Below are 25,967 nucleotides of genomic sequence, written 5' to 3'. Positions count from 1 at the left end.
CTCCTTATGCGGTTTTGCTGAGCGCTTCGCGGATCAGCGTCTTGGTGAAACGCAGCCGACCGTCGAACGGCGGCTGGCTATACTCTTCCGGGTCGCGGTTGAGATCGAACTGCGGCTGATACCCCTGACTGAGATAGAGCCGCACCGCCTCCGGCTGACGAAACCCCGTAGTCAGGTAGATGTGGCTGTAACCCGCCAGCACCGCCCGGCGCTCCAGCTCCTGTACCACGCGCGCGGCCAGTCCCTGCTGGCGCAGCGTTTTATTCGTCCAGATACGTTTGATCTCTGCGGTATGTTCGTCGAAGGGCTTGTACGCCCCGGTGGCGATGATCTCGCCATCGCGCTCCAGGACGATAAACAGCCCCTGCGGCGCCAGGTACCACTCTGTCAGCTCGACTTCCGCATCCTTTGAAAAGTAGTCGCCGTAACGAGCGGCGTACTCACCGAAAAGCCCCGCGATAATGGGCTGAAGATCGACATCTTCCGGCGAAACGTCACGAAATTGTTCGCGCATAGCGCCTCCTTAATCGCCCAGACCCGCCGGGTTAACTTCGGAACTGGAGATACGCTCCACGCCTTCCCCCCAGCGGTTTAGCACTTTGTCGTAATCTCCGTTCTTGATCGCGCCGTTCAGCGCGGTTTGTACCGGTTCGACCAGGCCGCTGCCTTTTTTCAGCGTCACCGCGATATGCGCCGCCTTCGGCCAGCCGCCGTCGACGCTGCCGACAAGTTTGGTTTTACCGTTGAGCGCCGCTTTCCAGGCGCCGATCACGTTCGGGCCAAAGTAGGCGTCCGCGCGTCCGGACTGAAGCGCCAGCGTTTGGGCCGCGTCGTCTTTGGTGTAGATCGGCGTAAAGGGTTTAAGCCCTTTTTTGAGGTTCTCTTCGTTCCATGCCAGCAGAATGGCTTCCTGGTTGGTGCCGGAACCCACGATGATGCGCAGCCCGGCGATATCCTCTGCCTTCACAAGCGAGTTGATGGGACTGGTGGATTTCACGTAGAAGCCAAGTGAATCCTTGCGATAGGTGGCGAAGTCGAACTTCTCTTTGCGCGCTTTGGTGACGGTGATGTTGCTGATAGCCGCATCGTATTTCCCGGAGGCCACCCCCAGCGGCCAGTCCTCCCAGGAGGTGGGCACCACGTTCAGCTCCAGCCCAAGGCTGTCCGCCACCAGACGCGCAATGTCGACCTCACTTCCCAGCAGGGTCTTGTTGTCGTCGGAAAAGACCGTCAGCGGCGGTTGATTCAGTCCCGCCACCGCCACGGTAAATTTCCCCGGCACGGCAAAGCGATAGTCTTTCGGCAGTTGCGCGATCGCATCGCTGTTTTTGGCGGTATTGATCGGCGTTTTATTGGCCTCAATGCTCACGCCGGTGCCGTTAATATTGACGTTCTCTGCCCAGACGGCAGGGGTAAAAGCCAGCGCAAGCGCCAGAATAAGCGATGATTTCTGCATAGCGTTTTTCTCTTTTATTGTTGTGTGAACTGATTTTTGGGCTCGTCTAAGCCCAGACTTTCGCGCAGCGTGGTGCCGGGATAGTCGGTGCGGAACAGGCCGCGCGCCTGTAAAAGGGGGACCACCTGGTCGACAAAGCGCGGGAAGGTGTCCGGCGTACCGCCCTGAATGATGAAGCCATCCGCCGCCTTCTCTTCGAACCAGGCCTGTAAACCATCGGCCACCTGCTCCGGTGTGCCGGAAAAACGCGGGCGCGGCGATGCGGCTTCCAGCGCGACCTGACGCAGAGTTAAGTTGCGCTCACGGGCGTTACGCTTGATTTCATCGGTGGTGCTGCGGAAGCTGTTTTTGCCCAAATCGCCAATATCCGGGAACGGCGCGTCGAGGGGATACTGGCTGAAGTCGTGATGCTCGAAATAACGTCCGAGGTAATTCAGCGCATCATTAATGGAGACCAGTGCCGCCGTAGTTTGATACTGGTTTTCTACGTCATCGGCGTCGTTTCCAACAATCACGTTGACGCCCTGGAATATATGTAAATCCTCTGCGCGACGGCCGTGACTTTCCAGCTGCTGTTTAACATCGCGGTAAAAAGCCTGGGCTTCTTCCCGCGTGTCATGGTGGGTAAAGATGGCGTCAGCGTGTTTTGCCGCCAGCTTTTTACCGTCGTCGGACGCACCAGCCTGAAAGACAATCGGACGTCCCTGCGGCGTGCGGCCAATATTCAGCGGGCCGGAAACCTGGAAGAAATCACCGTGGTGATCCAGAGTATGCAGTTTCGACGCATCAAAGAACTGTCCGCTCTCTTTATTGCGGATAAAGGCATCCCCTTCCCAGGAGTCCCACAGCCCTTTCACCACGTCGAGATACTCATCGGCAATGCGGTAGCGCAGCGCATGCTCCGGGTGTTTTTCGCGGGAGAAGTTCTTCGCTGACCCTTCCAGCGGCGACGTCACCACGTTCCAGCCCGCGCGTCCGTTGCTCAGGTGATCGAGGCTGGCGAACTGGCGTGCAGCGGTGAAAGGCTCGCTGTACGAGGTGGATAACGTGCCGACCAGCCCCAGGCGCGAGGTGATACTCGCCAGCGCGGACAACACCGTCAGAGGCTCAAAGCGGTTTAAAAAATGCGGAATGGATTTCTCGTTAATATAAAGACCGTCGGCCACAAATATAAAGTCGAGCTTGCCCTCTTCTGCTTTTAAAGCCGTTTCTTTGACGAAATCAAAATTAATGCTGGCATCCGCGACCGCCGCAGGATGGCGCCAGGCAGACATATTTCCGGATGCACCATGCAAAATGGTCCCCAGCCGCAATTGACGATGTGCAGACATATTCACCTCAAATTAATTAAACGTGTTGCAGGGCTTTTTCCGCGAGCTGAGCAAAATAGCGGGCAGCGGGTTCGATTAATGCTTCGTCCGGGTTAAATGCCGGGTGATGTAACCCAAACGGACTGTTGCTGCCAATGCTGACAAACGCGCCGGGTATGTTTTGCAGATAGACCGCGAAATCCTCCCCGCCCATGTGCAGTTCCGCATGCCGGGTTTCATATCCCGCTTCGCGCGCGACCGAGGTGGCAAACCCGGCCCAGTGTTCATCGTTCACCAGCGCGGTGGGCCCGGCGTACCAGGTGATGTTGATCTGCGCGCTAAAGGCGCTGGCAAATCCGGCGGCGATTTCACCGACGCGCGCTTTCACGTTCTGCTGCACTTCCGTGCGGTGCGTGCGCAGCGTGCCCTCCAGCTCAACGCTTTCCGGCAGCACGTTCCAGGTATTCCCCCCGGCGATGCGCGTCACGCTCAGAACGACCGAATCCAGCGTATTGACGTTACGGCTGGCTACGCTTTGCAGCGCGGTCACCAGCTGGCTTGCCAGCACGATGGCGTCGTTGCCTTCATGGGGACGTGCGGCATGCGCGCCTTTGCCGGTAACATGAATAACGAAGCGATCGACGTTCGCATAGAATGGGCCGCCGCGCGTGGCAAACTCGCCGACCGGCAGTGAAGGCTCGTTATGCATTCCGAAAATCGCGCGTACGTCACGTAACGCCCCGGCCCGCACCATACTTTTTGCTCCGCCGAAATTCTCTTCCGCAGGCTGGAACAGGATCCGCACGCGACCGTTGAGCGAGGCTTCCCGCTCCTTTAGCTTTAACGCAGCGCCGAGGATCACGCTGGTGTGGATGTCATGGCCACAGGCATGCATCACCCCCGCACGCCGGGAGCTAAACGGCACCCCACTGCGCTCGTCGATGGGTAACGCGTCGATATCGGCGCGCAGCGCAACCAGTGCGTTGCCCGTGCCGATCTCCGCAACCAGCCCGGTCTGGAGATCGTAAGGCAGCGGTGCAATCCCGGCCGCCGTCAGCCACTCGCGCAGACGCGCCGTTGTTTCGACCTCCTGACCGGAGAGTTCAGGGTTCTGGTGCAGCTCACGGCGCCAGGCAATCAGTTGTTCGCTAAAGCTCATACGGTCACCTCCCTGTTAAATCGCGCCTCGGCCAGCAGTCGCAGTGACTGCACGCGCGTTGCGCCATCAGCGACCGGCGTGTCGATGATAAATTCGTCAATTCCCCACTGCTGATGCAGCGCGTTGAGCTGTTCAAGCACCGAATCCGCCGTTCCGGCCAGCAGAGACTGCGCCCGACGCGCGATGCGCACCGGGTCACTCCCCGCCTGCCGCGCAAAGGCGTAGGCCTGTTCTTCGCTGGCCACGGTGACGCGCTGTCCGTTTACCAGCTCCACGCCCCACACTTCAACCTTCTGCGCCAGCGCATCGGCCTCAGCCTGGGTTGGGGCAACAATGACCTGCACGGCCACAATCACCTCCCGGACGCTGTGTTGACGCCACGCTGTGACGACCTCGCGCAGCAGCTCAGGATCACCGTTCAGATGGGCGGCAAAGACAAAATGCCAGTCGAGGGAGGCCGCCAGTAGCGCGCTTTCGGTACTGGCGCCCAGCAGAAATCCCCGGGCAGGCACCGGCGGCAGCGGCGTGGCGCGAACGTCCTCCTCCGCTGACTGATTTTCAGGGCGGATCCAGCGATCAAGCTGCGTCAGTTGTTCAGTAAAGCTGCCTTTTTCCTGCGGATTTAGGCCGTACTGCAAGGCGCGGGTAGAAAGCGGCAGACCGCCGGGCGCTTTGCCAACGCCCAGATCAACCCGGCCCGGCGCAATGGCGGCCAGTACGTTAAAATTTTCGGCGACTTTATAGGGGCTGTAATGTTGCAGCATGACGCCGCCTGAGCCCACGCGAATACGTTTTGTTTGCCCGAGGATCCAGGCAATCAGCAGCTCCGGCGAGGGGCTGGCAAGCTGCGGGGTATTGTGGTGTTCGGCAATCCAGAAGCGGTGATAACCCAGCGTTTCTGCCTGTTGCGCCAGTGCTAAGGTTCGCGCCAGCGCATCGGCGGCTGTTTCGTGTTCTGCGACGGGGCTTTTATCCAGAATGCTGATTCGCCATGACATGTTGCGTTCTCGTTTGACTTAACATGTCGTCATTATTAAAGGCGGATTTCACCTCTGAGAAACAATTAATTTACATTTGGATTGCCGGAAATCAGCTATAGCTTACCGCTACTCGTTCGGATACTGCTCGTCGCTGACCTTCTCCAGCCATGCCACCGGACTCCCGTCGACCGCTTCTGCGATGGCGATATGGGTCATGGCCGTCTGCACGCTTGCACCGTGCCAGTGCTTCACGCCGGGTGGGATCCAGGCGATATCACCCTGATTCAGCGGTTCCGCCTCTTTCCCCCACTCCTGTAACCAGCCGCGCCCCTGCGTCACGATCAGCGTTTGTCCAAGAGGATGCGTATGCCAGGCGGTACGTGCGCCGGGTTCAAAGGTGACGGTCGCGCCGCCGACTTTTGCCGGTTCAGTCGCCTGGAAAGGTGCGTCAATGCGCACGCTGCCGGTAAACCAGGCCTCTGCCCCATGAACGGAAGGTAGCGAACCGCTACGGATAATTTTCATGATCTACTCCTCGTTTGCTATTGCGTTAACAGTAGCGTAAAGCCATGGGGAGCATTAGATTGCATAATCAGAAAGGAACTATGAGTTCAATTCATAAATAGGATAAGCCGCCATGTTAAAAGACAACTTCAACGATCTGCTCTCCTTTATGGTTGTCGCCCGGGAGCGCAGCTTTACCCGCGCAGCGGCGCAGCTTGGGGTATCTCAGTCGGCGCTCAGTCACGCGATGCGCAATCTGGAAGCGAGGCTGGAAGTCCGTCTGTTAACCCGCACCACCCGCAGCGTGGCCCCTACCGAGGCCGGCGAGCAACTCTTCATGCGCTTAAGCCCCCATCTGCTGGAGATCGAGCAGGAACTTACCGCGCTGCGTGATACCCGCGACAGACCTGCCGGGAATATTCGCCTAACCGCCGGGGAGCACGCCATGTCTGCCGTGCTGTGGCCTGTGCTTAAACCCTTTATGGCGCAGTATCCTGACATCAACGTTGAAGTCACGGTGGACGATGGGCTGACAGATATTGTCGATGGCCGCTTTGACGCGGGGGTGCGTCTGGGTGAGCAGGTGGCGAAAGATATGATTGCGATACGTATTGCCCCGGACATGCTCATGGCGGTCGTCGGGTCGGCAGACTATTTGCATCGTTTCGGGGTACCGGAAACGCCGGAGCAGCTTGATCAGCACCGCTGCATTAATATGCGCCTGCCCACACGCGGCGGATTATATGCCTGGGAATTTGAACGGGACGGACGTGAGCTGCGTGTGCGGGTTGAGGGCCAACTGATCCTCAACAGCCTGCCGCAACGCATTGATGCCGCCGAAAACGGTCTGGGGCTGGCGTACGTCCCGGAAGATGCGGTTCAGGACGCCCTTGCTGAGGGCCGGTTAGTGCGTGTGCTTGAAGCCTGGTGTCCGGCTTTTGCCGGTTATCATCTCTATTATCCGAGCCGCCGCCAGCACACTTCCGCGTTTTCATTACTTATCGCAGCTCTGCGGCATCCATAAGCTCTACCTATAGGTAACTATTAAGTAAACCTGATGATTAAATCAGCATTCACAGACCTTTTTGCCTAAAAAATCGTCACGATTCAGCGCGTTGTGATCGCAGTCTGCTCTGACCACACGATTTCCTTCGACGAGCATCACTTTCGGCACGGTTATATTTTGCGTCGCTTATCAATTGCGGGTAGGATGCCTCGCCATGTTTTGACTTATCCATACACAGAATGACTGGAAAGGCAGCATGTGTCTGCGCAGAAGCAATCGTTTGTTTCGGCTTCTGCCAGGCAGGACTATCACGTTAATGGTTCAGACAGGCAAACAGGTAACTCAATGAAAACAAGCAATAAAAGCGCAGCCGATCATCATGCTGCTAAACGTCGCTGGTTGAACTCTCATGAAGAGGGCTATCACAAGGCGATGGGCAACCGTCAGGTTCAGATGATCGCCATCGGCGGCGCTATCGGTACAGGTCTTTTTTTAGGTGCAGGCGCACGTCTGCAAATGGCTGGACCCGCTCTCGCCCTGGTCTATCTGGTGTGCGGTATCTTCTCTTTCTTCATTCTTCGCGCCCTCGGCGAGCTGGTGCTCCACCGCCCTTCCAGCGGCAGCTTTGTCTCTTACGCCCGTGAATTTCTCGGTGAAAAGGCCGCGTATGTCGCGGGCTGGATGTACTTCGTTAACTGGGCAATGACCGGTATCGTCGATATCACCGCCGTTGCGCTGTACATGCACTACTGGGGCGCGTTTGGCGATGTGCCGCAGTGGGTGTTCGCCCTCGGGGCGCTGGCAATCGTCGGGACCATGAACATGATCGGCGTGAAATGGTTCGCCGAGATGGAGTTCTGGTTCGCGCTGGTGAAGGTGCTGGCCATTGTGATCTTCCTGGTGGTCGGGACCGTATTCCTCGGCACCGGTAAACCGCTGGACGGCAACGCCACCGGCTTCCACCTGATTACCGATAACGGTGGTTTCTTCCCGCACGGCCTGCTGCCAGCGCTGGTTCTGGTCCAGGGCGTGGTATTCGCCTTTGCCTCCATCGAACTGGTCGGTACGGCGGCAGGTGAATGTAAAGATCCGCAGACGATGGTGCCAAAAGCCATCAACAGCGTGATCTGGCGTATCGGTCTGTTCTATGTGGGCTCCGTGGTATTGCTGGTACTGCTGCTGCCGTGGAATGCATACCAGGCGGGGCAAAGTCCGTTTGTGACCTTCTTCTCTAAGCTGGGCGTGCCGTACGTGGGCAGCATCATGAACATCGTGGTACTGACTGCCGCGCTCTCCAGCCTGAACTCCGGGCTCTATTCGACGGGCCGTATCCTGCGCTCCATGTCGATGGGGGGCTCTGCGCCGAAGTTTATGTCGAAGATGAGCAAGCAGCAGGTGCCTTACGCGGGTATTCTGGCTACGCTGGTGGTGTATATCTTTGGCGTGTTCCTGAACTATCTCGTGCCGTCTCAGGTGTTTGAGATCGTGCTGAACGTCGCTGCGCTGGGCATCATCGCCTCCTGGGCCTTTATCGTGGTGTGTCAGATGCGTCTGCGCAAAGCAATTAAAGAAGGGAAAGCGGCTGACGTCAGCTTCAAGCTGCCGGGCGCGCCGGTGACCTCTTGGCTTACCCTGCTGTTCTTGTTGAGTGTGCTGGTGCTGATGGCCTTCGACTACCCGAACGGTACTTACACCATCGCCACAATCCCGCTGCTGGCGGTGCTGTTGATTGCTGGCTGGTTTGGCGTGCGTAAACGCGTGAATGAAATCCACAGTACCGCCCCGGTTCATCCTGGAGATGATAAACAGGATGGTCCGCTGGTGGAAAAGACGTCGCGTTAATAAAAAAGCCGGGTGGCGGCTACGCCTTACCCGGCCTGCATTTCATTGTTTTCCAGGCCCGGTAAGCGCAGCGCCACCGGGCAATTCCCACCTTAAAGCGCGATACGAATCACATCGTCAGGCTGAGTGGCTTCCTGCTGACGGGTAGACTTCTGTTTCACCGTCACGTACAGCGTTTTACCGTCCGCAGACAGCGCCAGGCTGTTCGGGTAAACCGGCGTATCGAAGGTTTTGGTCACTTTGTAAGTTTTGGCGTCAATCACGCTCACCTTGCCCGCCTCGCGGTGCGTCACATAGGCTTCGTTACGCGCCGGGTTAAACAGTACGGCCAGCGATTCTGGCGCGGCGATTTTCTGCATTACGCTGCCATCTTTCAAATTCACCACCAGCACTTCAGGCTGTTTTGAATCCGTCACAAACGCACGCTGGCCGGCAGTGTCCAGGCTCAGGTTCAGGTAGAAGTGCTCTTTTCCGTCTTCCTGTACTTTCTTACGGCTGAGGATTTTGTTGGTCGCGGTATCAATGGTCACCAGCTCACCGTCCGCATTGGTGGTATACAGGCGTTTTGCCTTCGCATCCAGCGCCAGTCCGGTGCTGAACGTGCCGGTGTTCGTGATGGTGTCCTTCAGCTTCAGCGTTGCGCCATCAACAACCCAGATCACGCTCTCCTTGCCGATGCCGGTAATGTATACCGTATTGGTCGTGTCATCGGCCACCAGCTGGCGCGGCTGAAACGGCTTCACCGTGTCGCTACGTTTGCGATCGTCCAGCACAAGGCGCCCTTTCACCTCGCTCGTTTTGGCGTCAATCGCCGTCACGGCACTGTTGACGGTGTTACCGAACCACAGCGTCTGGGTGGCGTTATCGATCGTGGCGCCAAACGGCTAGAGATCGTTATGAATCGCCTGCGTCACTTCCAGCGTGACCGGATCCAGACGATAGACCACGCCGCCCTTATCGGTTTTGCGGCTTTGTGACGTCGCAACCCACAGCGCGTTTTCCTGCTGGCTGACGGCCATTTCATACGCGCCCTTGCCGACCGCTTTGCGCAGCATCTCTTCAGCGGCATGAACCTGGAACGTACCGGCAAACAGTAAAGAGCCCAACAGCAGAGACCCACGCAGGCGCGGCGAGCACAGATGACGTAAAGACATAACAATTCCTTTTTAAATGAGGAGATTTACCGCTGACATCGCTTCCGGCGGGCAAAGTCATCGCTTTGCCGTTATTTTAATGAGAATAGTAATCATTAATGAGTTGAATGTGGAGTATTTCTTTCCTGCAAAACCTTACATTCACGAAATGTGCGGTTATAGTTTTCATAACATTTACAAAGGATTTAACATATATACACAGGTTCCAGTTGATTTGGTTCGAATTTTTTCTTAACCGGCTTACTCCATGAAAATTATTACTGCCCATAAGGCCTCACTACCCCTGTTGTTCGTTCCCGTCATTTTTGGCCCGCTGAGTGCGATGGCCGCGGATGAACAGACCCTGATCGTCAGCGCCACGCCGCAAACCGTCTCAGAACTGGACACCCCGGCCGCAGTCAGCGTGGTGAGCGGCGAGGATATGCGACATGCCACACCGCGCATCAACCTTTCTGAATCCCTTGGGAGCGTACCTGGCCTGCAAATCCAGAACCGCCAGAACTATGCTCAGGATCTGCAACTTTCCGTTCGCGGATTCGGCGCGCGCTCAACCTTCGGCGTACGCGGGATCCGTATGTACGTGGACGGCATTCCGGCAACCATGCCCGACGGCCAGGGGCAGACATCAAACATTGACCTCAACAGCATAGAGAGCGTCGACGTGCTGCGCGGCCCCTTCTCTGCCCTGTACGGTAATGCCTCCGGCGGCGTGATCAACATCAACACCCAGACCGGACAACAGCCAGCCACCATTGAAGCCAGCAGCTATTACGGCAGCTACGGCACCTGGCGTTACGGCATGAAGGCCACCGGGGCGGTGGGTGATGGTACTCAGGCGGGCGATGTGGATTACGCCGTATCCACTACCCGTTTTACCACACATGGCTATCGCGACCACAGCGGCGCGCGCAAAAACCTCGCCAACGCGAAACTGGGCGTGCGCATTAATGATGTCAGCAAGCTGACGCTGATTTTTAACAGCGTGGACATGAAAGCCAACGATCCGGGCGGACTGAGCTATCAGGAGTGGCAGAATAACCCGCGCCAGTCACCACGTGGCGATCAGTACAACACGCGTAAGACCATTAAGCAGACCCAGGCCGGGATCCGCTACGACCGTCAACTGAGCGAACAGGACGACCTCAGCGTGATGATGTATGCCGGTGAGCGTGAAATGACTCAGTACCAGTCCATTCCGGCGTCCACTCAGCGCGAGAATCCTGCGCATTCGGGCGGTGTGATTGATATGCAGCGTCACTATCAGGGTATTGATACGCGCTGGACCCACCGCGGTGAGCTGCTGGTTCCGGTGACATTTACCACCGGGTTGAACTACGAAAACATGAGCGAAAATCGTCGCGGGTATGAGAACTTCGTGATGGACAACGGCGTGCCAGATTATGGCGTGAAGGGTAATAAACGCCGTGACGAACGCAATCTGATGTGGAACCTGGATCCCTACCTGCAAACCCAGTGGCAGCTAACGCAAAAACTGTCCTTAGAGGCGGGCGTACGTTATAGCTCCGTCTGGTTTGACTCCAACGATCGTTACATTACCCCGCAAAACGGTGATGACAGCGGCGACGCCAGCTACCACAAATGGCTCCCGGCAGGTGCGGTGAAATACGCCGTGACCGACGCATGGAACCTGTATGTCGCGGCAGGACGGGGATTTGAGACGCCGACCATCAACGAACTTTCCTACCGTTCTGATGGCAAAGGTGGCCTCAATATGAACCTGCAACCGTCCACCAACAACACCTATGAGATTGGCAGCAAAACCCGCATCGGCAATGGCATCCTGACGGCGGCGCTGTTCCGCACGGATACCGACAACGAGATCGTGGTGGACGAAAGCAAGGATGGTCGCACGACTTATAAAAACGCGGGAAAAACGCGCCGTCAGGGTGTGGAAATTGCGCTCGACCAGCAGTTTGCCGAGAACTGGAAGCTGAAGATGGCGTGGACCTATCTTGATGCCACCTACCGCACCAACGTCTGTAGCAATGCAGACTGTAGCGGCAACCGGATGCCGGGGATCGCCCGTAACATGGGTTATGCGTCGTTTGGCTGGGAGCCTGAGGAAGGCTGGTACGCGGGGGCAGATGCCCGCTACATGAGCGATGTCATGGCCAACGATACCAACACCGCTAAAGCGCCCTCTTATACCGTTGTGGGCCTGAATACCGGCTATAAACTCAACTACGGCAAATGGGGAATGGACGTCTTTGGTCGCGTCGATAACCTGTTCGATAAAGAGTACGCCGGTTCAGAGATTGTTAACGCTGGCTACAACCGCTATTACGAACCTGCCCCTGGTCGTAACTATGGCGTGGGCCTGTCGGTCTCTTATCGTTTTGAGTAAACCATTCTCCGGCAGCGCACGTTGCCGGTAAAAAATAAGCAAAATAACATCATTCCCGGTTGCCTGATGCGCCGGGAATATAATCAAGGACGTTTGATACAAATAAACAAATAAGTGCGCCAGAGGGATCCTTAACTGTAGTATTGCCGTTGCAGAAGAATATTGGCTTCATCAATGGCTTTGTCGATCGCTTCCCGGCTGGCCGTCACATCCCTTTGCTCAAGCGCAGAAAGCAGATCGTCATAATGATAGGTCGCTGCGGGAACCTCGCTTAACTCTTCATGCAGATAGTGAATGCACGGACCAATCCGTACCCAGAGCTGCTCAATCAGCGAGTGAAGGGTCGGCATCTCGGCATACTGATAGAGCGTGAACCGGAACACGCGGTTGGCATGGATCGCTTTCTGTACATCGCCCTGATGCATGGCGGCACTGAAGTTATCTGACAGCGCGCGTAACGCATCCAGTTTGGTCTCGGTCATATTCTGGCACGCCGCCGCAACGGCCATCGGTTCAAGCTGCTTTCTGATGGCGTTAATTTCGTTATAGCGTTCCAGCGTCACTTCTGGCACCAAAAACGCCTGCGCTGGCGTGGCCTGTAATGCCCCCGCCGACACCAGGCGCAGCAGGGCTTCGCGCACCGGTGTGATACTAGTGCCCAATTTATCCGCAATCTCTTTTGTAACGAGTCGAGCCCCAGGTTTTAATGAGCCCGTAATTAATGCTCCCTTTAAACTGTTCTCTACTTGCAAAGTCAGACTGATTCTTTGTGCTTTTTCCATATGTTCCAAATCAAGCATGTTTAATTCCCGTAGCCAAACAAAATGCCATTTTCAGCGTCTGTTTAAAAAAACATCGCCGGTTAGATATATCCTGTATCGTCATGCCTGGTATGAGGGGCGCGCGTAATATTAAAATCGTTCAAATAATATTGCATTTTTCACTTCTGGCTCAGCTGGGCCGAGGCGCGCAAAGCTTATGGATTAATTAAAGACAATATATCGTATCTTCACAAATAATTATGGCGGACACTGCCCGCCATAACCGATGCTCTGTTTAGTCGGCCGCCACGCGGATCACAACCTTGCCGAAGTTTTTCCCCTCAAGCAGGCCAATCAGGGCGTCCGGCGCCGCGTCCAGCCCTTCCGTAACCTGCTCGCGATAGTGAATTTTGCCTTCCTGCACCCAGCGGCCCATTTCCTGCTGGAACTCGTCAATACGATGACCATAGTCCTGCGCGATAATAAAACCCTGCATACGGATGCGTTTTTTCAGGATGGTCCCCATCAGTAGCGGTAAGCGGTCCGGACCCTCCGGCAGGTTGGTCGCATTGTAGCCGCTGACCAGTCCGCAAACCGGCACGCGCGCGGAGGTATTCAAGAGCGGCAGCACGGCGTCAAAGACTTTACCGCCGACGTTTTCGTAATACACATCAATGCCCTGCGGGCAGGCTTTAGCCAGTTGTTCGTCAAAATCATCCGCATGGTGATCCAGACAGGCATCGAAACCGAGCACGTCGACCGCATGACGGCATTTCTCCTCCCCGCCAGCCACGCCGATGACCCGGCATCCTTTGATTTTACCGATCTGCCCCACCGTTGCGCCGACCGGCCCCGTGGCCGCCGCCACGACAAGGGTTTCCCCTGCCTGAGGCTGGCCGATATCGAGCAGCCCCATATACGCGGTGAAGCCCGGCATCCCTAGCACGCCGAGTGCCCATGAAGGATGCGACGGGTTTTCACCCAACTTCACCAGCCCCTGCCCGTCGGATAGTTCATACTCCTGCCAGCCGCTGTAACCCAGAACCCATTCACCCTTTTTATAATCCGGATGACGGGAGGTCTCGACGCGGCTTACCGTGCCGCCCACCATCACCGCGCCAATCTCGACCGGAGGTGAATAGGATGGCGCATCGCTCATACGGCCTCGCATGTACGGATCAAGCGAGAGCCATACGGTGCGTAATAACACCTGCCCCTCTGCGGGCGCGGGGATCGGCTGCTCTTCCAGGCGGAAATTATCGGCAACCGGCGCGCCGTGTGGACGGGAAGCCAGTACCCAGCGTCGGTTTTGCGTAGTAGATTGACTCATTCATCGCTCCTTACTGCTGAAAATGTCATTCAAGTCTGGCACGTTATCCTGCGGATCGCCTGTGCATTATGAGCCGGACTGATTAAGCCGCACGACCAGATAAAGGCACGATTCATCCGTTTCGTTGATAAACCGGCAGTCGTTCGGCGGCCCGAGTTCCAGACAATCTCCGGCCTTCATTTCATGGCGAGTATCCCCCTCCAGAAAGACCAGTTCACCTGCCTGCAACCAAATCAGCTGTCGTGCCAGCGCATAAGAGGAGGCGGGCATCGGCACATCGCTACCTGCGGGTAGCTCCACCTGGACGAGGTCGATAGGCATATCGCTGCGCGGCGACACATGGCGACGCAAATAGTGGGTTTGCGGATCGCGCCAGACGGGCTGGTTCGCCAGACGTAACAGTTTGCCCTCCTGCATTTCCGCGCGCGCAATAAGCGTAGACATGCTAATACCGAAGGCACCGGATAACCGCGCAAGCAGCGTCGCCGTTGGGCTACTGTCTCCCCGTTCAATCTTGTGGATCATGGCGCGTGAGATACCTGCCCGTTCGGCCAGTTCGCTTAATGACCAGCCCCGCGACTCGCGTTCAAGGCGTATGCGGGCGCTAATGCGTTGATTCATATTGTCTGTCATTGTATTCATGACGTCATACTATAGTGTACGGATGGTTTTTCGGGGCAGTTTTGTGACAAAAAAATAGGGATTTTGTCGTAGCGATGCAATATAAGAACTGTGTAATATTGTGAGTAAATCGTACTACTATAGTGAACAACACAGCCAGAGGTTACCCATGATTGTTCGTCATGCCTGCAAAGAAGATTGTGCCGCTATCGGTGAAATTTATAACCATGCGGTGCTGCACACCGCCGCCATCTGGAATGATAAAACTGTCGACACCGATAACCGTATCGCATGGTTTGAGGCGCGTACTCTGTCGGGTTATCCAGTTCTGGTCAGTGAAGAAGACGGAGTGGTGACGGGATACGCCTCATTTGGCGACTGGAGAGCGTTCGACGGATTTCGCCACACGGTGGAGCACTCGGTGTACGTTCATCCCGAACATCAGGGCAAAGGCATTGGCCGGCTGCTGATGACGGAGTTAATCAAGGAAGCCCGCCAGATCGGTAAGCACGTGATGGTTGCCGGTATTGAGGCGCAGAACCAGGCGTCAATTCATCTGCACGAAACCCTGGGCTTTATTACCACCGGCAATATGCCGCAGGTGGGAACCAAATTCGGTCGCTGGCTGGATTTAACCTTTATGCAGCTCCAGCTTGATGAGCGCAGCGATCCGGATGCTCTGCCATGAATCAATCGTTGACGTTAGCGTTTCTGGTAGCCGCCGGGATTGGGCTGGTGGTGCAAAACACCCTGATGGTGCGTATTACGCAATCTTCCTCCACCATTCTTATCGCCATGCTGCTGAACTCGCTGGTGGGGATTGTGCTGTTTGTCAGCATTTTGCTGGTGAAAAATGGCCTGGCGGGGTTTAACGAACTGGCGTCAACGGTGCGCTGGTGGACGTTGATCCCCGGCCTGCTGGGGTCTTTTTTTGTCTTTGCCAGTATTAGCGGCTATCAGAATGTGGGCGCGGCAACGACCATTGCCGTCCTGGTGGCAAGCCAGCTGATTGGCGGCCTGGTGATGGACATCCTCAAGAGCAACGGCGTTCCCCTGCGCGCGCTGGTTGGCCCGGTCTGCGGCGCAGTGATGCTGGTGGTCGGTGCCTGGCTGGTGGCGCGGCGCCAGTTTTAACCCTTACAGGATAGTCCCGCCTTGGGTGAGGTGGGCATGGCGTGCCTCCGCCTCTTCTTTATGCTGCTTACCATGATGCGCAATCGCGGTGCGCAGGCGCTGCTGCTGGGTATAGCGATCTTCACGGCTGAGCTCTGCATCATCGCTTAATTCGATCAGCAGTTCGTTCATGTGAGTAATTACGCTCTCTTCGATGGTGGCATCGACGCGGGCGATAACATCATTTAAATGTGACATTGTCACTCCTTTTCACGTGCCCGGTGGCGCTACGCTTACCGGGCCTACATTTGACACCCGTAGGCCGGGTAAGGCATAGCCGCCACCCGGCAAAATACGATCAGTTCAGCTTCGCTTTCGAGAAATCGCTGCCCATCAGGCTTACGCTGTACCCGGTCACATTGCTGCGGGTCGCGTAGAACGTTTTACCGTTAGCTAACGCAATCCACGGTGCCTGCTGGTAGAAAATCTCCTGTGCCTGGCCATACAGCTTCGCACGTTCGTCCGGGTTGCTGGTCAGTTTGGCCTTTTGCACCAGCTCATCATACCCCTTATCACACCAGCGCGCGGCGTTAGATCCGGTTTTGATGCTGTTACAACCCAGCAGCACATCGGCGAAGTTGTCCGGATCGCCGTTATCAGACATCCAGCCGAACAGCGCGGAATCATGCTCGCCTTTGCGCATGCCGGAGAGATATTCCCCCCACTCATATGAGACGATTTTCGCCTTCACGCCCACTTTCGCCCAGTCAGCCTGGATCATCTCTGCAATGCGTCGGGAGTTCGGGTTGTACGGACGCTGAACCGGCATGGACCAGAGGGTCACTTCCGCGCCTTTCTCCAGACCCGCCTGCTTCAGCAGCGCTTTTGCTTTTTCCGGATCGTAGCCGTAATCCTTCAGGTCTTTATTAAAGCCGAGCATGTTTGGCGGGATCGGCGATTTAGCGACCGTACCAGACCCCATAAAGACCGCGTTCACAATGGCCTTTTTGTCCGTCGCGTAATTCAGAGCCTGGCGCACCAGCACGTTATCAAACGGTTTTTTCTCCGTGTTGAACGCCAGGTACCCCACATTCAGCGCATCCACCGAGTGCAGCGTCAGGTCTTTGTTTTTCTTGATCGCTTCAAACTGCACCGGCGACGGCGCAGGAATGATCTGACACTCGTTCGTTTGCAGCTTCGCCAGACGCGTCTCAACGTTTGGCGTGATGGAGAAGATCAGGTGTTTGGTCGGCACCTCTCCCTCCCAGTAGTTCGGGTTGGCGACGTAGCGGATAAGCGAATCCACCTTGTACTGCTGAAGCACATACGGCCCGGTGCCGATTGGCCAGGTGTCCACATTTTCAGGCGTGCCCTTTTTCAGCATCGCGTCCGCGTACTCGGCAGAGAGGATCGAGGCGAAGTCCATTCCCCAGTCGGCCAGGAAAGCCGCGTTGGGTTCGCTCAGCGTGAACTGAACGTGATAATCGTCGATCTTTTTCACATCCTGAATGAGCTTGTCGAGGCCCACGTCATTAAAGTATTCGTAATTACCCTGGGAAACATTGTGATAGGGATGCTTAGGGTCTTTCTGACGCATAACGGAGAAAATAACGTCATCAGCGTTAAAATCACGGGTCGGTTTGAAGTATTTATTGCTGTTGAATTTCACCCCTTTACGCAGGGTAAACGTGTATGTTTTGCCGTCTGGCGAAATGGTCCACGACTCCGCAAGAGAAGGCACCGGCGTGTTTTTTACCGGGTCGAAGTTAATCAGACGGTTATACAGCGTTTGCGAGCTGGCAACAAACGAGGGGCCAGAGCTGGCGATCTGCGGGTTAAACGACTCCGGCGACGCCTCGGAGCAGTAGATAATGGTGTCTTTGTTTGCCGCCCATGCGGCGCTTGCCGGTAGCAGCGCGCTCAGCGCGAGGGCGAGCACGGTTTTCCCTGTAAACATGGTTATGACCCTTTCGGTTTTATTATAGTGAACAGTAATAACAGCACAGACGTTTTGGCCTGACAAATAACGAATCACTATCAGGTTATTCTAAAGCCGTACATTTCGCTGGTTTTAACATCAGCCCGCAGAAACCGATTTGCCTTAAGGTCCATTATTCGTCAAGCACAACCGTCACGATCAATGCCGCAAGAAATCGTCCCTTTTGTCGTCTCCTCCGCCGTTTGCTTGCTTACCTGATTCGCTAAAGTAATGGCGTGAAGAAGTCTACAGGACCAAATCGTGGCAAAAACACTTTTACGCAGCGGTAATCTGGATGATTTTCAGGCCGTTGGCGGCGGCGGACAGGCCGTTTTTGAATCAGCGCTGCAAATCCGCGAAGCGCTTCGGTTGCGCAAACAGCAGGCTATCGTCGATTGCCTGGCCATTCCCCAGGTCAATGACGGCGGCGATCGCGTTGACTGGTACTCCCCGGTTGAGGGAACCGTCTCCAGCTGGAAGGCGGCGGATGAAGACGAGCGTTTTCGCGCCCTGCGCTATCTGGAAAACACGCTCGCCAGCATGGAGTCGCTGAGTAAAAAATGCCTTCAGTCACCGAAAACGGCGCAGCAACTGTTTGGATCTCTGCTCTCTAAAGCTTTCCAGTTTCCCGGTGAAAACTTTGTTTTCCTGGTGGATGGCAAACCGGTGATCTGCTTCTGGGGTTTCGTCAGTCTTAACGAAAACGCGCGCGACGACGTGCTGGACTGCCTGCGCGAATCGTTGGTCCCTGAACCTGAACCCGTGATGATTAACGAACCTGAACCTGAACCTGAGCCAGAACCGGCCCCGGTGGTGACCTTCGAGCAGGCCGACGCGCCGCTTATCACGCCTGTGGCTACCGTCCGTATCACCGAAGATGAGCTGTATAAGCCAGAGCCGGTGCGCATGAACACCGTGCCGTCAGAGCCCGCACCAGCGGTGGTGCAGAAAAAACGTCGTTCCCCCCTGTGGTTGCTGCCGGTTGCCGCCGTCATTATTGCAGCCATTGCCACGCCGCTGCTCTGGCCAAAACAGGCCCCGACCGCAGCGCCAGTTACCTCACCAGCGCCAGCACCTGTCGCCATTGCTCCGGCCCCCGTGAAGACGGTTGAGCCGCTTGAGCTGAAACTCCCACTGCATCAGGCAGAAGTGGTAGAGCCTAAGGTGAAGACGCCTGCCCCGGCAGCCGAACCGGTGGTCATTACCGCGATACCGAAAGATGCGATGGTGATGGAGGCAAACCAGGTCAAAGCGGGGTTAACGCGCTTCCTGAACGGCACCTGGCGCGCGTTTCTCGATGTGCAGGATCCGCTCACCGGCAAACCGCCGTCTCTGCGCTACCAGATCCAGAACAATAAAGGTTTCGCCCGGGTCGTGCATGGCGACAACATTGTCTGCCGGGTAGACGTCTTTTCCGGATTACACAGCAACGGCGAGCTGTTGATCAAAACGCGCGGAAACGCTCGTTGCACCGACGGTTCACGCTATCCGATGCCGGAAGTGACCTGTAAGGCAGGTGCCAGCGACGTGGCGGAATGCACCGCACGTTACGATGCCAACACCGTCGTTCCTCTGACGTTCAAGAAAGCAGGTGTCTGATCCTATGCTGGTTAATCTTTGCGACTATAAACAGAGCGTGACGCTGATTGCTAACAGCGGCGTACAGTTTCTCGATTTTGGCCTGACTCCGCAGGACACCGCCAGCAACGGGCGTTTCGTGCGTAAAACGGCAAATGGCCCGCTGCTGCGCCTGGATTTTGACCTGGTCAACGGCCGGTACACGCTGCCTGCCACCGATGGCGGGAAGCCGGAAGTGGTCAAGCCTGAAAGCACCATTCCACTGCATGACTCCCTGACCGTGCTGGACGGTGTCTGGCTGCCGCTTCCTTTCCTGCGCTTTAACCCGCCGCGGACGTTTGTTGATGGCCCGGATAACTGGGCGCGCGTCCAGGTACGGAAGCTTTCCACGCCCGACGCGGCTGGCAATACGCACCGGGTCACCGTCGCGCTCGACAGCCAGATTGCGGAGCATGCGACGTCTGCCCTGTCGCCGGTTGAAAACGACATTCTTAACGGCACGCGTTTCGCCCTCGCCTGGCGCGACAGTGAGGTTGAGAGTTTCCTCGACCAGACCTGGATTGACGGCTGGCTGCGTGAAGCCTTCACACAATATGCTGACGGGGTTGAAAAACGCGCCGAGCGCGAGCTGCATCAGGCCATGCGCAGCTTTGAATATCAGGCGCACTGGCTCAACCTGCTCTCCATGCTCGGTGAACAACTCACCGTGCCGGAAGTGAAGTTTGTCACCCATACCCTGAGCACCCCTGCCATTCCTGTCGATCTGATCCTTGACGTAGGCAACACCCACACCTGCGGCGTGATTATTGAAGATCATGGTGATGCCAACGACGGCCTGCGCCAGACGGCTGAACTCCAGGTGCGTTCCCTGAGTGAGCCGCAGTTTCTGAATGAGCCGCTGTTTACCAGCCGTCTTGAATTTTCCGAAGCGCGTTTTGGCAAGCAGCACTTCTCGGTGGAAAGCGGCCGGGAGGATGCGTTCGTCTGGCCATCCATTGTCCGCGTGGGTGATGAAGCGCGTAAGCTGGCGATGCAGCGTCTGGGCACGGAAGGCAACAGCGGTATCTCCAGCCCGCGTCGCTATCTGTGGGACGAGACGCCGGTGGTGCAGGACTGGCGCTTTAGCCAGATGAACAGCAAAACTCAGCGCGAACCGCTGGCAACCGCGTTTCCGCTGATGAACCTGATGAACGACGACGGGGAACCGCTCTTTACGCTGCCGCAGGATGAGCGCCTGCCGGTGTTCTCGCCGCAGTACAGCCGCAGCACCCTGATGACGCACATGCTCTGCGAGCTGCTGGCTCAGGCGCTTGGCCAGATTAACAGCGTAGCCACCCGATTGCGGCTCGGCTTCCCGGCCTCTCCCCGCCAGCTGCGAACGCTGATCCTCACCCTGCCTTCGGCGATGCCGAAACAGGAGCGCGAGATTTTCCGGCGCCGCATGTTCGAAGCCATCGCCATCGTCTGGAAAGCGATGGGCTGGCATCCGCAGGATGAAGATTTTGCCAGCCGTAAACAGCAGGAAAAAAGCGTGGTGCCGGTCCCTGAGATCCAGATGGAGTGGGACGAGGCCAGCTGCGGCCAGCTGGTGTGGCTGTATAACGAAGCCATTTCCCACTTCGGTGGCCAGACCGAGGCCTTTTTCGCCTCCCTTGCCCGTCCGGATCGCGCGCCTGAGCCTGGCGTCCAGCCGGGGCGCGCTCTGCGCGTGGCCTCGATTGATATCGGCGGCGGCACGACGGATATGGCCATCACGCACTATCAGCTAGACGATGGTACCGGTAATAATGTCAAAATCACCCCGCAACTGCTGTTTCGCGAAGGGTTCAAGGTCGCTGGCGACGACACGCTGCTGGACGTGATCCAGCGCTACGTTCTGCCCGCACTGCAAACCCAGCTTCAGAAATCCGGCATAGCCGATGCTTCCCAGCTGATGGCATCCCTGTTCGGCGACTCCGGGCGGATCGATACCCAGGCGGTCCTGCGCCAGCAGACGGCACTTCAGCTTTTTATGCCGATCGGCCACGCGATCCTGGCGGCGTGGGAATCGAGCGATGTTGACGATCCGCTGGCCGGGCTGCATGCCACCTTTGGCGATCTGCTTGCGCAAAAACCGACCCGCAACGTGATGAACTATCTCCGGCAGGCGATCGACCATGCGTTGCCTGCCAGCTCAGAACACTTTGATCTGTTCAGCGTCCCGCTGCACGTCAGTTTCCGCGAGATGCAGGACGCGATGCTGGCGGGTCAGTTCACGCTTGCCGCCCCGCTGCATGCAGTATGTGAGGCGATCTCTCACTACAGCTGCGATATTCTGCTGATCACGGGACGGCCAGGCTGTCTGCCCGGCGTTCAGGCCTTGATTCGCCACCTGCAACCGGTGCCCGTCAACCGCATCGTCTGGCTGGATAAATACCAGGTTCATGAATGGTATCCTTTCAGCCAGCAGGGACGAATCGGCAACCCGAAATCCACCGCCGCCGTGGGAGCGATGCTCTGTAGCCTGGCGCTGGATCTTCGTCTGCCGCGCTTTAACTTTAAAGCAGCAGATATTGGCGCGTACTCTACGGTGCGCTATCTGGGCGTGCTGGATAACACTATCAATACCCTGCGGGACGAGAACGTCTGGTATCACGATATCGACCTCGATAAGCCCGGCGCGAAACTGGACGCCCGTCTGCACTTCCCGCTGCGCGGCAACGTTACGCTGGGCTTCCGGCAACTGGCCAATGCCCGCTGGCCCGCGACGCCGCTCTATACCCTGAGCATCAACTCTGCCGAGCTGGCGAAAGCCATTGCGGGCGACGGCGTACTGAACGTGCGCCTGAAGCTGCGTGGCGGCAATAAGCAGGAGGGCCCGGAATCTTTCGAGCTGAGTGATGCCTGGCTACAGGACGGCACGCCAGTGCCGCCGGACGCCCTGACCTTTAAACTGAATACTCTGGCCGATCGCCGACACAGCGGCAGCCACTACTGGATCGACAGCGGGAGCGTATACCTTAAATGACTGCGACGACTGCCACCACTCAGGCCTTAATCGGGTGGATCAACGAGACGCGACAGCACGCCCCGATGCTGGATAACGAAGCCGACGCCCTGCTTGCCCGCCTTAACGCCGCGCGCGCGCGTGAAGAGGCCCTCGAACGTGCCCTTGTCTGCCAGGGCAGCATCGGCTTATACGGCCACTCGCAGGCCGCGAAAGCGCATCTGCTGGCCTCCCTGTGCGGCAGCGACGACGAACGGCTGAACGTTACGCCGGGTCAACGCACGTTTGATTACTTCTCGCATATTAACCCCGGGCATGCGCCGACCAATATGGCCGTGCGTTTCACCAGAGCGACCAGCGAGGTCGCAGACGACGCGTTTCCCCTGCGCCTGAGCCTGGTAACGGAGGCCGAGCTGGTACAGCTGTTTATCGCCCGCACCACGTTGGATCCGCAGATCCGTGCGGTGGATAAATCGGTGATTGAAGCCCGGCTTGAGAAGTGGCGTACGCTGCGTCAGCCGCACAGCGTGCCGGGAATAACGGCGCAGGAAGTCGCGACCGTTGCCCGGTTCTGGCAAACCGTAGTACCCGGCGCTAAGCAGCATATTGATGATGCCCTGTGGCACCAGTTTGCCCTGCTGGTTCCGTCGCTTGATCTCAGCACCCGCGCCAGCGTCTGGTCTCTGCTGTGGGGTGAGCAGCAGGAGTTAACCCAGCAGTGGCTTAAACTCGCCCAGGTGCTGCATCAAACCAGCCATGCCAGCGCGCTTGCGGCGCCGTTGAGTCTGCTTGTGGACAGTTTTGGTCTGCCGTGTGAAGGTTTCCTTACTCACGGGGCCTTTACCGTGCCGGAAACGCAGGAAACATTGCTTCATCCGGTAAATAACGGCGAGTTGCTTAATGCCATTAGCCTGCCCGTCGATGTGCTGGCCTGCCTGACCCGCGAAGTGGTGCTGCCCGTTGAAAACTGCGTTCTGGATAACGTAGATATTATTGATATTCCGGCCATTTCTGAGGAAAACACGTCGCTGATGACGCAGGCAAAATGCCTGTGGCTGCTGGAGCATTATCGTCAGCACATACAGCCGGATGTCCTGGTTATCTGCAATGCGACGGCCCACCACCAGCAGACGGCAAAAACGGCCAGGCTCCTGCAAAACTGGGTCAAAGAGACGCAGCCGGTGGAAGAGTCCGCGTTGCCGGGCCTGGTCTGGGCCATTACCCCTCACGATGCGCGGTTTACCACAAAGCAGAATCTGGACGAAGCGGTGCAACAGTTGCTGGGCCAGCCGGGTCTGCGCTGGGGCACGCTCCAGGCGCTCGATACCCACAGCATGCAGCGGGTAATTGAATGGCTGTCGCAGGCTACCCTTCCAGCACAGCGCCAGAAGCGTCTCCACGCGCTGAAAAGGCTGTTGCAACAGTCTCTTTCGACGCTGATGCGCGCATACGTCGCCCCACTCACTCAGGAGCCAGGCGCAGGGCGGGCAGAGGCCGAAAAAATGGTCCGAACGCTGCAAGGCAGCGCCGCTCGTCATGGTGAACTGCTTGAAGGACTTCTCCCGCCGTTAAATGCGTTTGAGACGCTGCTGACGGTTCACCAGCCCCGTGAGGAACAGGTCAACGGCCTGTTTAACGACGTTATCGATCTGTTTGCGGAAGAGACGCCGGAATATCCAGGCACGTTGCAGACCAAAGACAAGGCGCGACTGGCCCATAACGTGTGGGTTAACCATCTTCGTCAGTGGAGTCGCAACGACGCGGCCGCCGCCCGTCTGGGCCTGGACCCAGAGGTATTGCAGCAAATTGCGGATGTGCTGATCGTTACCAGCTACCGGCTGGATCTGCCGCTGCAACTGCAACGTATTGCAGAAACAGATAAAAGCAGTGCTGCGCAGCTGCATGCCGCGACAGGCAATTTCGTTAGCTGGCTTGGCTATGAACTGACGCCCGTTTCTGAACGGCCTGCAAGCCGGATCCGCAAAGGTCAGCCAATTTTTGTGACGCCAGTTGTGAGCTGCGCTTCACCCCGGCTTACCCGACTTGGCGAGCAGCCTGTTCACGCGGCGACAGCCTATGTTTATGACTGGCTGGTTGCGCTCTACACCCGCGCGATTGAGAATGTGGATTATCAGTGCCCGTATGACATTAAGCCTGCTGCGCGGAAAGCCTTGTCTGCCTTGCTGTCTTAATCATTGCAGCCCGCAGCAATGCGGGCTACCCCTTCATGATCCGTTTATGAAGCCAGACAAAGCCTGAGCCAACGCTGACGGGTTTTCCCAGGACATTGAATGGCCCGCATCAGGGATAATTTTTACAGCAACGCCTTTTTGTTGCAGGCGATTAAAATCTTCATCAGGCAGGGACCACTCACCAAAAACTAACATGACCGGGCAGCTCAATGACAAAAACAGGTGTTCCCAGTCGGGTTTAACGCCCTTGACCAAGCTCGTTGCGCCGCGCCAGACGGCCCAGGGGGCATTGCTTTGAAGGCTTCCAGACCACGCCGTCGTTTCCGCCCGCAGCATGTCATCATAGCCCTGTTCCAGAAAATGTTGTTCCGTTTGGGCCGCAATTGCCCGGCTGAACATCCCGCCACCCGCATGAAAATTGGGTTCAGACACTATCAGGCCTTTAACGCGTGACTTTAGCAGCGTTGCCGTTTCGATCGCGATACTCCCCCCCATGCTATGACCATAGAGCCAAAGACTATCCAGGCCGAGATGGTCTAACAGTTCAACCACCACCTGCGCCTGTTCACTTGTGCGATAACGGTAGTTGTCAGGTTTGTCACTGTAACCGCTACCGGGGAGATCGATCAGAATGGCTCTGCGCCCCCCGAAACGGGTATCACAGACAATACGAGGATATTCATACGACGATGCACAGCCCAACCCGTGGATAAACACAACCGGGTCACCGAAACCGGGAAGATCCTGCCAGCGCACAGTGCAGCCTGCTTGCTGCGAATAGAAACTGTTCATAAGCACTCCATGTATAACGGACTGTATATTTATACAGCCTCAATGTATGGAATGCTATGGCTGGATGCCGATTCTGGAAGCGTGCTTCAGAAAAGAGAGATCAACAGGGCAACAGGAAAGCTCATCGGCCAGGTGGAACCCACCAGGAATGCGCTCAACAGGCGAATACGTTTACGATCTTTAGACAGGAACCAGGTGATTAATGCGCAGATGGAGGCCATGATTGCGTAGAACACCAACATCTTTTGATACAACGTCATTCTGTTTACCTGAGCCGAAAAATAACCGCACGCAATATGCGTCATATGTTGACACAGATCAAGTTTTTTCGTTACATCATAACCACTTAAATACTAAGGATAATAACAACTGAGTACCTTGTGTAACAACGCCGGGTAAAGCAAAACGGTTATTATTGATAAGATGCATATGAAATGCACTTTTTGATAAATCCATCCCCTCAGAAAGCAGTTTAATAACAGCAGGCTTTTAAGGGAGGAAACATGCTACGCATTCCGCAGAGTTGCATTCACACCCGTTCCACGCCTTTCTGGAACAAAGAAACGGCCCCAGCTGGCATTTTTAAACGTCACCTTGATACGGGCACGCGTCCGGGCGTTTACCCTCGCCTGTCGGTGATGCGTGGCGCAGTGCGTTATCTGGGCTATGCTGATGAATTTATACCTGAGCCTGACAGCGAGCTCGTCATTGAAGCGGGTCGTTTCGGCGTTTTCCCGCCAGAGAGATGGCACCACATTGAGGTGATGACCGACGACACCCTGTTCAATATTGAATTCTTTGTTGAACCTGAGGTGCTTAAATCCCTTTAAGCACCCGCCA

General features: G+C 56.6%; 20 protein-coding genes and 2 pseudogenes. 9 read left to right on the top strand and 13 right to left on the bottom strand.

Annotated elements, in window-relative coordinates; all coding sequences use genetic code 11:
- Positions 1–4: 4 nt before the first annotated feature.
- The 5 genes and pseudogenes from SK51_RS14975 to SK51_RS14950 all read right to left on the bottom strand — a co-directional run bounded on the left by SK51_RS14975 (position 5) and on the right by SK51_RS14950 (position 5,430).
- Positions 5–514: a GNAT family N-acetyltransferase gene (locus tag SK51_RS14975; protein ID WP_023306272.1), complete on the bottom strand. Its 510-nt coding sequence runs from the start codon at positions 512–514 to the stop codon at positions 5–7.
- 9 nt (positions 515–523) lie between these two features.
- Positions 524–2,787, bottom strand: a pseudogene (locus tag SK51_RS25650) (NtaA/DmoA family FMN-dependent monooxygenase).
- 16 nt (positions 2,788–2,803) lie between these two features.
- On the bottom strand, positions 2,804–3,925 hold the full coding sequence (locus SK51_RS14960) for an amidohydrolase (protein ID WP_017382285.1): 1,122 nt from the start codon (positions 3,923–3,925) through the stop codon (positions 2,804–2,806).
- Positions 3,922–4,923, bottom strand: coding sequence for an MsnO8 family LLM class oxidoreductase (locus tag SK51_RS14955; protein ID WP_023306275.1), 1,002 nt, complete (start codon positions 4,921–4,923; stop codon positions 3,922–3,924). The genes SK51_RS14960 and SK51_RS14955 overlap by 4 nt, the downstream gene beginning before the upstream one ends.
- Positions 4,924–5,031: 108 nt before the next feature.
- A complete protein-coding gene (locus SK51_RS14950) occupies positions 5,032–5,430 on the bottom strand; it encodes a (R)-mandelonitrile lyase (RefSeq protein WP_023306276.1) in 399 nt (132 codons plus the stop codon).
- Positions 5,431–5,542: 112 nt separating this feature from the next.
- Between SK51_RS14950 and SK51_RS14945 the strand changes: the two genes are divergently transcribed.
- Positions 5,543–6,433: a LysR family transcriptional regulator gene (locus tag SK51_RS14945; RefSeq protein WP_023306277.1), complete on the top strand. Its 891-nt coding sequence runs from the start codon at positions 5,543–5,545 to the stop codon at positions 6,431–6,433.
- A gap of 327 nt (positions 6,434–6,760) precedes the next feature.
- Positions 6,761–8,257 (top strand): L-asparagine permease, encoded by a 1,497-nt coding sequence (gene ansP, locus SK51_RS14940; RefSeq protein WP_023306278.1) that lies wholly within the window; start codon positions 6,761–6,763, stop codon positions 8,255–8,257.
- Between the two features lie 92 nt (positions 8,258–8,349).
- On the opposite strand, the pseudogene yncE reads toward ansP, so the two are convergent.
- Positions 8,350–9,411, bottom strand: a pseudogene (gene yncE / locus SK51_RS14935) (7-bladed beta-propeller protein YncE).
- Between the two features lie 247 nt (positions 9,412–9,658).
- On the opposite strand from yncE, the gene pqqU reads away from it, so the two are divergent.
- Entirely contained in the window at positions 9,659–11,776 is a 2,118-nt protein-coding gene (pqqU, locus tag SK51_RS14930) for a TonB-dependent receptor PqqU (protein WP_032676216.1), read from the top strand.
- Positions 11,777–11,907: 131 nt separating this feature from the next.
- Here pqqU and SK51_RS14925 read toward each other — a convergent pair whose 3' ends face one another.
- From SK51_RS14925 to SK51_RS14915, 3 genes are all read right to left on the bottom strand, one after another.
- On the bottom strand, positions 11,908–12,576 hold the full coding sequence (locus SK51_RS14925) for a GntR family transcriptional regulator (RefSeq protein WP_022648238.1): 669 nt from the start codon (positions 12,574–12,576) through the stop codon (positions 11,908–11,910).
- Between the two features lie 256 nt (positions 12,577–12,832).
- Positions 12,833–13,867: an NADP-dependent oxidoreductase gene (locus SK51_RS14920; RefSeq protein ID WP_032676215.1), complete on the bottom strand. Its 1,035-nt coding sequence runs from the start codon at positions 13,865–13,867 to the stop codon at positions 12,833–12,835.
- A 66-nt stretch (positions 13,868–13,933) separates the two neighbouring features.
- Positions 13,934–14,509 (bottom strand): helix-turn-helix domain-containing protein, encoded by a 576-nt coding sequence (locus SK51_RS14915; protein WP_017382277.1) that lies wholly within the window; start codon positions 14,507–14,509, stop codon positions 13,934–13,936.
- Between the two features lie 148 nt (positions 14,510–14,657).
- Between SK51_RS14915 and SK51_RS14910 the strand changes: the two genes are divergently transcribed.
- Together SK51_RS14910 and SK51_RS14905 are read left to right on the top strand one after the other, a co-directional pair.
- Positions 14,658–15,176, top strand: a complete 519-nt coding sequence (locus SK51_RS14910; RefSeq protein WP_023306282.1) for a GNAT family N-acetyltransferase — start codon at positions 14,658–14,660, stop codon at positions 15,174–15,176.
- Positions 15,173–15,622 (top strand): DMT family transporter, encoded by a 450-nt coding sequence (locus SK51_RS14905; protein WP_022648242.1) that lies wholly within the window; start codon positions 15,173–15,175, stop codon positions 15,620–15,622. The genes SK51_RS14910 and SK51_RS14905 overlap by 4 nt, the downstream gene beginning before the upstream one ends.
- A gap of 3 nt (positions 15,623–15,625) precedes the next feature.
- On the opposite strand, the gene SK51_RS14900 is transcribed toward SK51_RS14905, so the two are convergent.
- Both SK51_RS14900 and SK51_RS14895 read right to left on the bottom strand, forming a co-directional pair.
- Positions 15,626–15,859 (bottom strand): YdcY family protein, encoded by a 234-nt coding sequence (locus SK51_RS14900; RefSeq protein WP_022648243.1) that lies wholly within the window; start codon positions 15,857–15,859, stop codon positions 15,626–15,628.
- A 100-nt stretch (positions 15,860–15,959) separates the two neighbouring features.
- Positions 15,960–17,558: an ABC transporter substrate-binding protein gene (locus SK51_RS14895; protein ID WP_023306283.1), complete on the bottom strand. Its 1,599-nt coding sequence runs from the start codon at positions 17,556–17,558 to the stop codon at positions 15,960–15,962.
- Positions 17,559–17,840: 282 nt separating this feature from the next.
- Here SK51_RS14895 and SK51_RS14890 point away from each other — a divergent pair, with 282 nt between their 5' ends.
- The 3 genes from SK51_RS14890 to SK51_RS14880 are packed head-to-tail and all read left to right on the top strand — an operon-like array spanning position 17,841 to position 24,335.
- A complete protein-coding gene (locus tag SK51_RS14890) occupies positions 17,841–19,178 on the top strand; it encodes an SrfA family protein (protein WP_023306284.1) in 1,338 nt (445 codons plus the stop codon).
- Positions 19,179–19,182: 4 nt separating this feature from the next.
- Entirely contained in the window at positions 19,183–22,164 is a 2,982-nt protein-coding gene (locus SK51_RS14885) for a virulence factor SrfB (protein WP_023300204.1), read from the top strand.
- Complete coding sequence (locus SK51_RS14880) at positions 22,161–24,335, top strand: virulence factor SrfC family protein (RefSeq protein ID WP_032676214.1); 2,175 nt, start codon at positions 22,161–22,163, stop codon at positions 24,333–24,335. Before SK51_RS14885 ends, SK51_RS14880 begins: the two co-directional genes overlap by 4 nt.
- Before the next feature lie 33 nt (positions 24,336–24,368).
- Here the strand turns inward: SK51_RS14880 and SK51_RS14875 are convergent, their stop codons facing one another.
- The gene (locus tag SK51_RS14875) at positions 24,369–25,127 is read right to left on the bottom strand and encodes an alpha/beta fold hydrolase (RefSeq protein ID WP_023306286.1); all 759 of its coding nucleotides are present in this window, start codon (positions 25,125–25,127) and stop codon (positions 24,369–24,371) included.
- An 86-nt stretch (positions 25,128–25,213) separates the two neighbouring features.
- Entirely contained in the window at positions 25,214–25,387 is a 174-nt protein-coding gene (locus SK51_RS14870) for a GhoT/OrtT family toxin (RefSeq protein ID WP_003856960.1), read from the bottom strand.
- A 243-nt stretch (positions 25,388–25,630) separates the two neighbouring features.
- Between SK51_RS14870 and SK51_RS14865 the strand changes: the two genes are divergently transcribed.
- Positions 25,631–25,957, top strand: coding sequence for a TehB family protein (locus SK51_RS14865; protein WP_023306287.1), 327 nt, complete (start codon positions 25,631–25,633; stop codon positions 25,955–25,957).
- Positions 25,958–25,967: the final 10 nt, after the last annotated feature.

The sequence above is a fragment of the Enterobacter sp. MGH85 genome, from assembly GCF_001037655.1.
Taxonomy (GTDB): Bacteria; Pseudomonadota; Gammaproteobacteria; order Enterobacterales; family Enterobacteriaceae; genus Enterobacter; species Enterobacter intestinihominis.
The sequence above is the reverse complement of the archived record's forward strand: the minus strand, read 5'-3'. Positions and strand labels throughout refer to the sequence as shown.

Excerpts from the sequence above, each read along its gene's own strand:
- SK51_RS14975 (WP_023306272.1), bottom strand. The coding sequence starts at position 514 with ATGCGCGAACAATTTCGTGACGTTTCGCCGGAAGATGTCGATCTTCAG.
- SK51_RS14960 (WP_017382285.1), bottom strand. The coding sequence starts at position 3,925 with ATGAGCTTTAGCGAACAACTGATTGCCTGGCGCCGTGAGCTGCACCAG.
- SK51_RS14955 (WP_023306275.1), bottom strand. The coding sequence starts at position 4,923 with ATGTCATGGCGAATCAGCATTCTGGATAAAAGCCCCGTCGCAGAACAC.
- SK51_RS14950 (WP_023306276.1), bottom strand. The coding sequence starts at position 5,430 with ATGAAAATTATCCGTAGCGGTTCGCTACCTTCCGTTCATGGGGCAGAG.
- SK51_RS14945 (WP_023306277.1), top strand. The coding sequence starts at position 5,543 with ATGTTAAAAGACAACTTCAACGATCTGCTCTCCTTTATGGTTGTCGCC.
- ansP (WP_023306278.1), top strand. The coding sequence starts at position 6,761 with ATGAAAACAAGCAATAAAAGCGCAGCCGATCATCATGCTGCTAAACGT.
- pqqU (WP_032676216.1), top strand. The coding sequence starts at position 9,659 with ATGAAAATTATTACTGCCCATAAGGCCTCACTACCCCTGTTGTTCGTT.
- SK51_RS14925 (WP_022648238.1), bottom strand. The coding sequence starts at position 12,576 with ATGCTTGATTTGGAACATATGGAAAAAGCACAAAGAATCAGTCTGACT.
- SK51_RS14920 (WP_032676215.1), bottom strand. The coding sequence starts at position 13,867 with ATGAGTCAATCTACTACGCAAAACCGACGCTGGGTACTGGCTTCCCGT.
- SK51_RS14915 (WP_017382277.1), bottom strand. The coding sequence starts at position 14,509 with ATGAATACAATGACAGACAATATGAATCAACGCATTAGCGCCCGCATA.
- SK51_RS14910 (WP_023306282.1), top strand. The coding sequence starts at position 14,658 with ATGATTGTTCGTCATGCCTGCAAAGAAGATTGTGCCGCTATCGGTGAA.
- SK51_RS14905 (WP_022648242.1), top strand. The coding sequence starts at position 15,173 with ATGAATCAATCGTTGACGTTAGCGTTTCTGGTAGCCGCCGGGATTGGG.
- SK51_RS14900 (WP_022648243.1), bottom strand. The coding sequence starts at position 15,859 with ATGTCACATTTAAATGATGTTATCGCCCGCGTCGATGCCACCATCGAA.
- SK51_RS14895 (WP_023306283.1), bottom strand. The coding sequence starts at position 17,558 with ATGTTTACAGGGAAAACCGTGCTCGCCCTCGCGCTGAGCGCGCTGCTA.
- SK51_RS14885 (WP_023300204.1), top strand. The coding sequence starts at position 19,183 with ATGCTGGTTAATCTTTGCGACTATAAACAGAGCGTGACGCTGATTGCT.
- SK51_RS14880 (WP_032676214.1), top strand. The coding sequence starts at position 22,161 with ATGACTGCGACGACTGCCACCACTCAGGCCTTAATCGGGTGGATCAAC.
- SK51_RS14875 (WP_023306286.1), bottom strand. The coding sequence starts at position 25,127 with ATGAACAGTTTCTATTCGCAGCAAGCAGGCTGCACTGTGCGCTGGCAG.
- SK51_RS14870 (WP_003856960.1), bottom strand. The coding sequence starts at position 25,387 with ATGACGTTGTATCAAAAGATGTTGGTGTTCTACGCAATCATGGCCTCC.
- SK51_RS14865 (WP_023306287.1), top strand. The coding sequence starts at position 25,631 with ATGCTACGCATTCCGCAGAGTTGCATTCACACCCGTTCCACGCCTTTC.